This is a genomic window from Paenibacillus sp. FSL L8-0470 (assembly GCF_038008625.1).
Lineage (GTDB): Bacteria > Bacillota > Bacilli > Paenibacillales > Paenibacillaceae > Paenibacillus_AQ.
In genome coordinates this window covers 2,016,453-2,026,748 of record NZ_JBBOZM010000001.1, presented here as the reverse complement: position 1 = coordinate 2,026,748, position 10,296 = coordinate 2,016,453, and the positions used below count along the sequence as shown (strand labels likewise).

Below are 10,296 nucleotides of genomic sequence, written 5' to 3'. Positions count from 1 at the left end.
CGTAGCCGTCTAATCGTCTTCGTATCGCTATCTTCTTCGCATCGTAGCCGCATTCACAACTTTATCTTTTTCGCACCGAAGCCGCTGTACCCCTCATACCTATCTCCCGCTGCCCTGCAGCGTTCAACAGTTAAACCGTCTTATGGCCGCTGACCACATAGACGGGGTTCATCCCTTCAAACCGGGTCATGCCAAGAATCGGTTTGCCCCGTGAGGCCTGCAGCATCGTTACTTCCGGAGCAAATCCGGCGAGTGCCAGCGCCTCCATGCTGTTATGCAGCGTCTCAATCGTGATGGCTCCCACAACGATCCGCCCTCCGGGCCGCAGCCGGGCTGCACTATGTGCAATTATAGCTGCCAGCTCACCGCCGCTGCCGCCGATGAACACGGCGTCCGGGTCTGGAAGCTTATCCAGCCCCTGCGGGGCTTTGTCATGGATAATTGCAAAATCTGCACGAAACTTCCGCCGGTTGGCTTCAATGTTGGGCAGATTGTCTGCCCCTTTTTCCAGGGCATAGACCCTGCCAAGACGGGCAATCCGCGCACATTCCACCGCTACTGCACCGGAGCCGGAGCCGATATCCCAGACAATCGCATCCTCGGACAGATTCAGCTCCGACAGGACAAAAGCGCGGACCTCCCGTTTGGTAATCAGGCCCTTTTCCGGCTTCCGCTGCTGGAACACCTCATCGGGATATGCGAATCCGCGCCGCACCTCCACCGTACTTCCCGGCTTCCGCCGCAGAATTACCACATTTAGTGCCGCAAATTCCGCCAGCTCCAGCGCCTCCAGTTCCCAGAACCGGCAGACCTCTTCCGGGCCGCCCAACCGCTCGCAGACATAAGCCTCATACTCCATCATGCCAAACTCCCGCAGGTAAGCTGCAATCCGCGCAGGAGTATTGACTTCATCCGTCAAAAGAGCAATCTTCTGCCTGCCGTCAATCCGCTGGGCCAGCCCGTTAATCGTCCTGCCGTGCAGACTGATAAGCTCTGCATCCTGCCAGCTGTCACCCAGCCGGGAAAAAGCAAGCTGCACACTGCTGTAATGCGGAATCACTTCGACCTGCTCCGGCCCGAACCTCTTGGCAAGGTAGCCGCCAATCCCAAAAAACAGCGGATCCCCCGAAGCCAGCACAGCAATACGTTTTCCCGCTTTCCACAATCCCTCCAGCTTGTCGGCAAAAGGCTTTAGCCCGCCCTGCAGCGTGATCTTTTCCCCATCGTACCGGCTGAAAAACGACAGTTGCCTCTCCCCGCCGAGCAGTACCTCACTCTCCTGGACTTTTCTCAAGCTACCCGGCGTCAGCCCGCCTGCGCCATCCTCGCCGATACCGATGATATAAATTACATTAGCCACAGATTTCCGCCCTTCCCAGCACTCGGCCTTTCATCGTGATCAGCACCATTTCTACCGTCATCTCCCCATTCATGTGAATCAGGCAATGTCTGCAGGCATGAAGGCATAATTGTTCAAAAAAAGCGTAATTCCCGGCTGCCGTCATCATGTCCACAACCTGCGAAGCCGTATTGGCGGCAGCAATCTCCTGCACCAGTTCTTCGTCAGCCCCGGCTTCGGACGCTACTTGGGACAGGAAACCGAAATCAACCGGCGCATTTTTCGAGTGAATCAGCATGGCTCCCTGTGCTACTTTGGAATATTTGCCTGCCATGCCGACAAGCGTCACCTTGCTGAATCCATAAGCTTTGGCATGGCTGAGAGAGAACCCCACGTATTCGCCCATCTGAATAAAAGCTTCCTCCGGAAGCTCAGGGAACATTGCCATGGCATATTTTTCACTGCTGCCGCCGGTAGTGAGGATCAGCCCCCTGTTCCCTGTAGCAGCTGCAACCGATATCGCCTGAACCACACTCGCCTTATAGGCTTCAGTGGAGAACGGTGTAACCACTCCCCTTGTGCCGAGTATCGAAATACCGCCTACGATGCCTAGGCGCGGATTGAGTGTCTTGAGCGCAATGGCTTCGCCTTCGGGCACATTGATTACCACCCGCAGTCCCCGGGCGGCGCTATGCTCTTCCAGCACCTCGGATACAGCTTCCAGAATCATACGACGGGGCACCGGATTGATCGCGGCTTCTCCTACCGCTACCGGCAGCCCCGGCTTCGTTACTCTGCCGACGCCACGCCCGCCGTCAATCTCCACACCGGGATGTTCGAGCCAACTAACAGTGGCCTCGATCCAGGCCCGGTGAGTGGCATCCGGGTCATCCCCGGCATCCTTCACCGTGGCACAGGTTGCCATGGAATCATCCTGACGCTGCCATCCGGTCAGTTCGAAGGTATGCCGGAATCCCGCCGGCAAGTAAAGCTCCACACTCTCCGGCGCATCACCGGTGATCAGGAGGAGTGCCGCGCCTTTGGCTGCGGCGGCAGCACAGGCGCCGGTGGTATAACCCCGGCGCATAGGTTTCGAAGAGGTCTCCTCAGTCATGCCGATCCCTTCTTTGCTGTATGTTATGGGCTTGCTTGGTTCACTAGATTTTAACTTAGTGCTTCTGTGCTTCTGTGCTTATTGCTGCTTCTTAGCTTCTTAGCACTCTTAGCACTCTTAGTGCTCTTAGTGCTCTTAGTGCTTCTTAGTGCTTCTTAGTGCTTCTTAGTGCTTCTTAGTGCTTCTTAGCGCTTCTTAGCGCTTCTTAGTGCTTCTTAGTGCTTCTTAGTACTTCTTAGTACTTCTTAGTATTTCTTAGTACTTCTTAGTGCTTCTTAGTGCTTACTTGGCGTTACTTTTCACTTGTGGTCTGTGCATGTTCTACTCTCTGTTTGGCTCTCATTAATTCGCTTCTTCTTGTCTTGACTTGGCTTGGCTTGGCTTGGCTTGGCTTGGCTTGGCTGGCTTGACTTGGCTTCTTTCTTCTTAGTTAACGACTTCTATGTTTATTTATTCTTTATTCGTATAAAAACCTACCCTTTACTGCTACCGGCCAGATTCCTGTTGTTCAGTATCCTGCCGGACAGCCAGCAGGCTTAAGGCATTCACCGCTGCAACAACGACCGTACTGCCGCCTTTGCGGCCTATATTCGTAATGTAGGGAATGTCCAGCTTGCGCAGCTCATCTTTGGATTCCGCGGCGGATACGAAGCCTACGGGCATGCCGATAACGAGTCCGGGCTGGGCCGCTCCTTCTTTTACCAGACGAATCAACTCCAGCAGCGCCGTGGGCGCATTGCCGATAACATATATCCCGCCGGGGGCTTCGTTGCAAGCTTTGCGCGTCGCGACAATTGCCCGGGTCGTCCCCAGCATTTTGGCTTCTTCGATGACATCCGGGTCGGAAATATGCACCCTGACATCTCCGCCGTATTTATGTATCCTTTCCTTGGCGATACCGGCCTCTACCATCCGCACATCGGCAATGATCGGCTTGCCCTGCAGGATGGCAGCTATACCCGCTTCAATCGCCCGGGGATGAAACATCAGACTCCGCCCCAGCTCGAAATCGGCAGATGCGTGGATGATCCGCTGCACCACCGGATACTGCATAGCGTTAAAATAATGTACTCCCAGTTCCTTCGTGATCATTTGAAAGCTCAAGCTTTCAATTTCCTGCGGCTGCACCGTCAGCGGTTTGAAATCCGTCCCAAAGTCCACGCCCATTCCCCTTTTCATAATTCAATAGATGTTTCTACATCGTTTCATTCATGCACCGCCAGTACTGCTTTTACCGCACCTGCTATCTCATCCATTGCATGATAGACACTGCCAAAATCGCAATAAGGCGTGTCTGGACGCGTTATCAAAATGACATATAGCCCCATATCCAGTGCAGCATGCAGCTTCTCATCAAGAGATCCCTCTGCGCCGCTCTCCTTAGTGATCATGACCTGCGTGCCGTATTGCCGGTACATCGCTTCGTTCATTCCCCTTGAAAAAGGTCCCTGCATCCCAATAATATTCCGCTGTTCTATCCCAAGCGCAAGGCATTTATCGATGTTCTCCAGGCAGGGAAGCAGCCTGACCGTCAGGCGTACCTCCGGATCGCCGAGCAGCTGCTCCGCAAAAATCTCCAGTGTCTTCCCACCGGTGGTCAGCATGACCGAGCCTTTTAATTGTTTTGCTTTGCGGGCCGCAGCTTCATAAGAATCTACACAGATCAACCGGGGATGACTGTCATAATGAAGGCTTCGCCGCTCGTAGCGAAAATAGGGCAGCCCCAGCTCTTCCGCAGCAGCCATTGCATTGGCATGCGCCTCAAGTGCAAAGGGATGGCTTGCGTCTACTACAACACTGTAATTCCCCTCCTGCAAAAAGGAGATCATTCCCGGGCTGTCCAACCTGCCAACCGCAGTCCGTATTGCGGCTGCTTCAAGCCGCTCCGCTGCACTTGGCGTTACAACAGAAGCCACCAGCGGTAATCCGTGAGATGAAAAAGTCAGTGCTAATTCCCGGGCATCACTCGTTCCGCACAACATAAATATCATAGCGTTCAGAATTCCTTCGGTCCTTTGGCCGAAGATACTGTCTGTACTGAAAGGTCCCGCTGACGCGGCTGTATCTTGCCTTCCGTACCCATCTCGGAGTGATGCTCCTGTGCATGCTGCCCGCTGCAGCACTGATGCCCATGAGCCGTATAATTATGCCCACATTGCCCGTGCTCGTGATTATGATCTTCCTCACCATGATGGTGATACTCATGCTCGTGATTATGATCTTCTCCATGAAGATGATCATGTCTGTGATCATGTCCGTGGTCTTCCCCATGATGATGATCATATCTGTGGTCATGGCCGTGATCTTCCGCATGATGATGGTGATGCCCGTGTTCCTCTTCATCACCTTCCTCACCATGGTGGTGGTGGTGATGGTGGTGTGCGGCCGCCTCAACACGGTATTTACAGTTATCGCAGTTGGCGAAGGATTGGCCTTCCAATGTCTCTTCAATTCGCTCCGCAAGCATGTCGGACAGCAGCGGGTGAGACCCAAGATAACTGCCTTGCTCCACCTCGACCTCCGGATGCCCGGCAGCGAACTGCGAGATGATATCAGAAAACTGCTTCATCAGCACTCCGGTGAAAAGCAGGTACGGCAGCACCACAATTTTACGCGCACCCAATGCCAGACAACGTTCCAGCCCCTCGGGCAGCGAGGGTTTGGCAATGGCGATAAAGCAGCCCTCTACGCTTTTATAAGCAGTCCTTTCCCACAGCAGGCGGGTCAGCTTATAGAAATCACTGTTGGCATCAGGATCGCTGCCTCCACGGCCCATAACAAGAATAATGGTGTCTTTGTCCTCCACTTTCGAGGTGTTCATCTCAACTGCAGCAATGCCTGTATTGCCAGCTACGGAGACAGAAGATGCTACCCACGGACCCGCGTCATTCGCATTCCCCCCCGATGTCAGCATCTTGTCTTCCGGCTGGTCCGGCTGTCTCCACGCAGTTGCTTCTGCGATCCGGTCCAGCAAAATATCCACCGCCCGCTCCTGCACGCCGACCGGACGTCCGTACACAAATTCCACGCCCGGATACTTTAGCTTCGCCTGGTCCATGGCCAGCGGAATGTCCAGCTTGGAATGGCCAGCCGCGAACAAAATAATCGGCACCACGTAAACTGTCGAAGCGCCTCCCTTTACACAAAGCGCTATGCCCTCAGCAATCGAAGGCGAAGCCAGTTCTATAAAGCAGGTTACAAAGGTCAGCTCCGGCTTGCGGGCGGCAAGCTCACTTGTGAATTTCCGCAGCTCATCGTTGCCCTCCGTTACCCGGCTGCCGTGTCCTACGAGCAATACTGTTTTCATTCGTTGTGCCCCCCCTGCTGAAAAAATGTATAAAACCGTTCATTGATTTTGCCCTGCGAACCGTATCGCAGGGCAATCGCTGTAACTGCGGCTATGAGCTCATCTTCATTCATTCCTTCACGGACCAGGCTGCCTGCATGTGCGCCTCGTCCCGACCTCTTCCCGCCAAGGTACAGCTCGAAGCTGCCCTTGGAGTACACTATACCGATATCCTCCAGCACAGCTGAGCTGCAGGCCATGCCGCAACCGGCTACACCGATCTGAAGCTCCCGCGGCACCGGCCGTCCGTGGAGCAGCTTATGAAGGCGGATAGCTGCATTAAGTCCGTCTTCCTTTCTCAATTCACAGAAGCCGCACGTTTTCACTCGCACAAAATCCCCCGGCAGGCTCACATTCAGCCCGGCCTTTGCCAGCCGGTAAGCCTTATCCTCCTGCTCAGCCCCACTGCTGCGCAGCAGAAAATGTCCGTCCCGCGTACACACCAGCTGACCTTCATCACCTGCAAGCTCCGCAAGCAGCGCCATCTGTGCGCCGCTATATCTGCGGCTGCCAAGTGCCGGCGAAACCTCCAGTTCGGAGGCTTCGAATTGCGCCGCCGGCGAAACGGCGGAAGCAAAAGCCTTAGGCAGCTCCGTCCGGGCCGCTGCAGAAGCAGCTGCGCTGCCCATAGGGCCAGCAGCGTTATTCACCTCTGCTGCGGCCTCTGCTGCGGCCTCTGCGGCAACCGCTGCCGCAGCCAGCGACCACGGCTCTGCAGCTGTCCGCAGCCGCTCATGCGGCTTCAGCGCCTGCGTCTCGGCGCCAAGACTGTACTTGCGCTCATAGCCGCGCGGCGTCACCATCAGACCTTCATAGACGGTAGTCGCGGAGTTGCCGACCACAACTGTGGAGAGCATGCCGATCTCATGCTCCAGCATATCCTGCAGCGTAGTTACAACCGTCTGCTGGCGGTCACGGTAGGCACTTTTGACAATGCCAACCGGCGTGGACGGATCGCGGTAGCGAAGCAAAATGCTGCGGGCTTCCTCAATCTGCCGCTTCCGTTTGCCGCTACGCGGATTATAGAAGGCAATTACAAAATCCGCCGCACCCGCCGCATCGACACGCGCCGCGATGCTCTCCCACGGCGTTAGATGATCGCTCAGGCTGATCGTGCAGGCATCATGCATAATCGGCGCTCCCAGCAGTGAGGAGCAGGACTGGATCGCTGATATTCCGGGAATCACCTCCACTTCCACACCGCCCGCACGCTTCCAGCCCCGTTCGATCAGCACCTCGTACACCAGTCCTGCCATCCCGTACACACCTGCATCCCCACTGGAAATGACCGCAATGCTCTGTCCCGCTTCCGCCCTGCGCACCGCTTCCTGGGCGCGGCTAACCTCTTCCGTCATACCGGTGCCGACAATTTCCTGATGCTTCAGCAGCGGCTTGATCAGCTCTACATAGGTGTTATAGCCGATAACAGCTTCACTTTCCTCAAGCGCAGCCAGTGCGCGGCCTGTAATATGCTCCAGGGCACCGGGGCCAATGCCGATAATCAGCAGCTTTCCTTGTTTTTCCATCCTTTTTCCCCCGTCCACAAAATAACCTGATTTCATGCTTCCCCTGCTGCTTGCTACAAGACTCTATATCTAGCAGATGCTTCTGCCAAATCAGGTACATTCACATCTGTCATAGTCGTAATCATTCTATTTAATTTCCCGCTTCAAAATGGCTTTGAACTCTTCTGCATTCCGGGGAGCAGCCTGCCCGGCAGTCAAACGGCCGGGCAGGCTATGCCATAAATCAGCGAGCAGCGGCAGGTCAAGACCGAGCGCCCGCAGGTCTTCCCCGTCTGCAAGAATATCCTCCGGCGATCCGGCTGCCCGGCAGATTCCTTTATCCAGCACAATGATCCAGTCCGCCCAGCGGTAGGCCAGATTCATATCATGCGTCGCCATGACCACCGTGGTGCCCTTGGCAGAAATGCTTTCAAGTCCCGCAAGCAGCTGTCTCTCGGAGAGCGGGTCCAGATAGGAGGTCGGCTCATCCAGCAAAATCAGCTCCGGCTCCATCGCCATAACCCCTGCGAGCGCCGTGCGCTTTTTTTGGCCCAGACTGAGCTGATGAACCGGCTTATCTTGCAGAGCCAGCAGATTCAGCTGCTCCAGCACTTCCAGGCAGCGCTTCTGAATAGCGGCCTCATCCATGCCTGTCCCCCGCAGCCCGAAAGAGATATCCTCGATAGGCGTACTAAGAATCAGCTGTTGCTCGGGGTCCTGAAAGACGAGGCCCACGCGGCGGCGCAGGGCGGCCAGCTCTTTTTTGGAATAGGCCAATGGGGTGCCGCCCTGCAGCACCCTGCCTTTCTGCGGACGCAGTACGCCAACCGCATGCAGAAACAAGGTTGATTTGCCGGAGCCGTTGTGGCCGAGCACTGCTGTTTTTCGTCCTTTGGGGATGGAGACAGTCAGCTCCCGCAGCGCAGGTTCCGCCGTGTCCGGATAACTGTAGGCGACCCCCTCAAAGACCAGGCTATATTCGTTATTCATTGCAATCTCCTTACTCTTGTTCAGTCTCCACTTCTACTCCTGCCGTTGGCTGATTCCTGCATCAGGTAATCACCTGCTCCGCAAGATCCATAACTGAGCGAGCAGCAACAGGGAAATACCAACGCAGGCCTGAACCGCGAATCTGCGCGGCACCGGGCGTGACACGTAAGGCGGCAAAATAATCTCACCCATGTACCCCCGGGTTATTAGCCCCTGCGACAGCCCATAGTAGCGGTGCATCGTATTGGCAAACAGCGAGCCCGCCATTCCCGCAACTTCCCGCAGTTTGGCCACCCGTCCTCTTCTGCCGCCGCGCAGCCGCCGCGCCAGCATCATTCCATGTGCTGTATCGCTCAGCAGGAACAGAAAACGGTACATAATCAGCATGAGCTCCAGTACGATCTGCGGCATGCGCAGCCTGCGGAGTACCTGCAGCAATTCTCCGAACGGTGTTGTAAATATGATAAAAAAGCAGCAGGTCAGGCAGGCCAACACACGCGCCAGCAGCAACCCTGCCCGGTGCAGCCCCTCCGCCGTAATGTATAGCGAAAGAGTCGAAGCCGGGAGCTGCAAGGACATTACCGTCTCACCGGCAGTTGGAAGGCCAATTTCAAGCAACAGGGCCGGCAGGCTCAGACAAAAGAACAAAAGTGCCGTACCAAACAGCAGGCCGTAGGCACGCAGCGGGATTTTGGCGTACAGGACGCACCACACACTCATCCAGCCGGCAACCACAAGCTGCAAGGCCGGATGAAGCGCATAGGAAAGGATGAACATGAACGCTGCGAACAGGCTTTTCCACATCGCGGGCAGCTGCCTCAGCGCATTGCTATAGGATAACGCATCAATTCTTCTGATCATTAAGCTTGCGCCGGTCCTGTCTGCCTTTCAGCAGGCCGATGGAATAGCCAATCACTCCGGCCCCGATCGCCGCCTGCAGCGCGAACAGCATGCTTTCCGTTTCGCCGGGCAGCTCCGTCAGCGGTTTGAACCAGGGCTCATAACCGGGATCAATCTCTGTAATTACACCCTCTGCGGCATCGTCAGCCCCGCCGAATTCCCCGTTCACCAGCAGCAGAGGCAGCACCACCAGCAAAATCACCGCCAGTAGCATCAACCCATTTTTCCACTTATTGCTCATCACAGACTTCCTCCCTTGGTTTGCCGTTTCAGCAGCGACAGCTCATTCGGACTGTAGGATTTCAGCCAGTTCCAGAGCAGCACGGTCAGCAGCCCCTCGCTGATGGCGAGCGGAATCTGCGTCACGGCAAAAATACCGCCGAACTTAATCAGAGAAGCCAGCACACCTCCGTCTGCTGCCGGAAAAGCCACTGCAAGCTGAACCGAGGTCACCACATACGTCATGAGATCGGCCACTGCCGCCGCCATAAAGACAGCCAGCTTTTCACGTCCATTCACCTTCATCAGCAGCTTATAGACCGCATACCCGGCAAAAGGACCGGCCACCGCCATCGAAAATGCATTCGCTCCAAGTGTCGTTATCCCCCCGTGTGCCAGCAGCAGCGCCTGAAACAGCAGCACAACAGACCCGATTACGCTCATCGGCAGCGGCCCCAGCATTACAGTACCAAGTCCCGTTCCTGTAGGATGGGAGCTGCTTCCGGTTACGGAAGGCATTTTGAGTGCTGACAATACAAAGGTAAATGCACCCGCCAGCCCAAGCAGCAGCTTCAGCTCCGGGTTGTCCTTGGTCATTTTCTTCAGCTTAAGGACTCCAAGGGCAAAAAACGGCAGAAATGCCCCCCACCAGAATACGGCCCAGCCTACCGGCAGAAAACCCTCCATAATATGCATCGCGTTGGCCGTGCCCGGCTCATTCAGCAAAAAATAAACGGTAAATCCGGCAATGAGTGCAGCAAAACTCCAAAACTTGCGTTTGTTCATGCTTTTCCCTCCATGGATTCGTCATTTTGTGCCGCATCAAATCAAAAACTCCCGCCCCGGGGGGTGGGAGTGCTATGTACGTCATCAGATATGTAAG

10 protein-coding genes are annotated in these 10,296 nt (G+C 55.5%); all 10 read right to left on the bottom strand.

All coding sequences use genetic code 11. The features are described from left to right. Positions 1 to 130: 130 nt before the first annotated feature. The 10 genes from cbiE to NST99_RS09205 all read right to left on the bottom strand — a co-directional run bounded on the left by cbiE (position 131) and on the right by NST99_RS09205 (position 10,199). Positions 131 to 1,360, bottom strand: a complete 1,230-nt coding sequence (gene cbiE, locus NST99_RS09250) for a precorrin-6y C5,15-methyltransferase (decarboxylating) subunit CbiE (RefSeq protein WP_341091226.1) — start codon at positions 1,358 to 1,360, stop codon at positions 131 to 133. Continuing rightward, positions 1,353 to 2,453 (bottom strand): cobalt-precorrin-5B (C(1))-methyltransferase, encoded by a 1,101-nt coding sequence (locus tag NST99_RS09245; RefSeq protein WP_341091225.1) that lies wholly within the window; start codon positions 2,451 to 2,453, stop codon positions 1,353 to 1,355. Before NST99_RS09245 ends, cbiE begins: the two co-directional genes overlap by 8 nt. Before the next feature lie 486 nt (positions 2,454 to 2,939). Then, positions 2,940 to 3,614, bottom strand: a complete 675-nt coding sequence (locus NST99_RS09240) for a precorrin-8X methylmutase (RefSeq protein ID WP_341091223.1) — start codon at positions 3,612 to 3,614, stop codon at positions 2,940 to 2,942. Positions 3,615 to 3,658: 44 nt separating this feature from the next. Next, positions 3,659 to 4,444, bottom strand: a complete 786-nt coding sequence (gene cobK / locus NST99_RS09235; protein ID WP_341091222.1) for a precorrin-6A reductase — start codon at positions 4,442 to 4,444, stop codon at positions 3,659 to 3,661. A 5-nt stretch (positions 4,445 to 4,449) separates the two neighbouring features. Beyond that, on the bottom strand, positions 4,450 to 5,760 hold the full coding sequence (locus tag NST99_RS09230) for a sirohydrochlorin chelatase (protein ID WP_341091221.1): 1,311 nt from the start codon (positions 5,758 to 5,760) through the stop codon (positions 4,450 to 4,452). Further along, entirely contained in the window at positions 5,757 to 7,325 is a 1,569-nt protein-coding gene (gene cobJ, locus NST99_RS09225; protein ID WP_341091219.1) for a precorrin-3B C(17)-methyltransferase, read from the bottom strand. Before cobJ ends, NST99_RS09230 begins: the two co-directional genes overlap by 4 nt. Positions 7,326 to 7,451: 126 nt before the next feature. Then, complete coding sequence (locus tag NST99_RS09220; RefSeq protein ID WP_341091218.1) at positions 7,452 to 8,294, bottom strand: energy-coupling factor ABC transporter ATP-binding protein; 843 nt, start codon at positions 8,292 to 8,294, stop codon at positions 7,452 to 7,454. A 69-nt stretch (positions 8,295 to 8,363) separates the two neighbouring features. After that, positions 8,364 to 9,155, bottom strand: coding sequence for a cobalt ECF transporter T component CbiQ (gene cbiQ / locus NST99_RS09215; RefSeq protein ID WP_341091217.1), 792 nt, complete (start codon positions 9,153 to 9,155; stop codon positions 8,364 to 8,366). Further along, entirely contained in the window at positions 9,139 to 9,435 is a 297-nt protein-coding gene (locus NST99_RS09210) for an energy-coupling factor ABC transporter substrate-binding protein (protein ID WP_038588318.1), read from the bottom strand. The genes cbiQ and NST99_RS09210 overlap by 17 nt, the downstream gene beginning before the upstream one ends. After that, the gene (locus tag NST99_RS09205) at positions 9,435 to 10,199 is read right to left on the bottom strand and encodes an energy-coupling factor ABC transporter permease (protein WP_341091216.1); all 765 of its coding nucleotides are present in this window, start codon (positions 10,197 to 10,199) and stop codon (positions 9,435 to 9,437) included. The genes NST99_RS09210 and NST99_RS09205 overlap by 1 nt, the downstream gene beginning before the upstream one ends. Between the last annotated feature and the right edge of the window lie 97 nt (positions 10,200 to 10,296).

Bases quoted from the DNA above. Each gene is read 5' to 3' on its own strand.
- NST99_RS09205 (WP_341091216.1), bottom strand. From the start codon at position 10,199: ATGAACAAACGCAAGTTTTGGAGTTTTGCTGCACTCATTGCCGGATTT.
- NST99_RS09245 (WP_341091225.1), bottom strand. From the start codon at position 2,453: ATGACTGAGGAGACCTCTTCGAAACCTATGCGCCGGGGTTATACCACC.
- cobK (WP_341091222.1), bottom strand. From the start codon at position 4,444: ATGATATTTATGTTGTGCGGAACGAGTGATGCCCGGGAATTAGCACTG.
- NST99_RS09230 (WP_341091221.1), bottom strand. From the start codon at position 5,760: ATGAAAACAGTATTGCTCGTAGGACACGGCAGCCGGGTAACGGAGGGC.
- cbiQ (WP_341091217.1), bottom strand. From the start codon at position 9,155: ATGATCAGAAGAATTGATGCGTTATCCTATAGCAATGCGCTGAGGCAG.
- NST99_RS09210 (WP_038588318.1), bottom strand. From the start codon at position 9,435: ATGAGCAATAAGTGGAAAAATGGGTTGATGCTACTGGCGGTGATTTTG.
- cobJ (WP_341091219.1), bottom strand. From the start codon at position 7,325: ATGGAAAAACAAGGAAAGCTGCTGATTATCGGCATTGGCCCCGGTGCC.
- NST99_RS09220 (WP_341091218.1), bottom strand. From the start codon at position 8,294: ATGAATAACGAATATAGCCTGGTCTTTGAGGGGGTCGCCTACAGTTAT.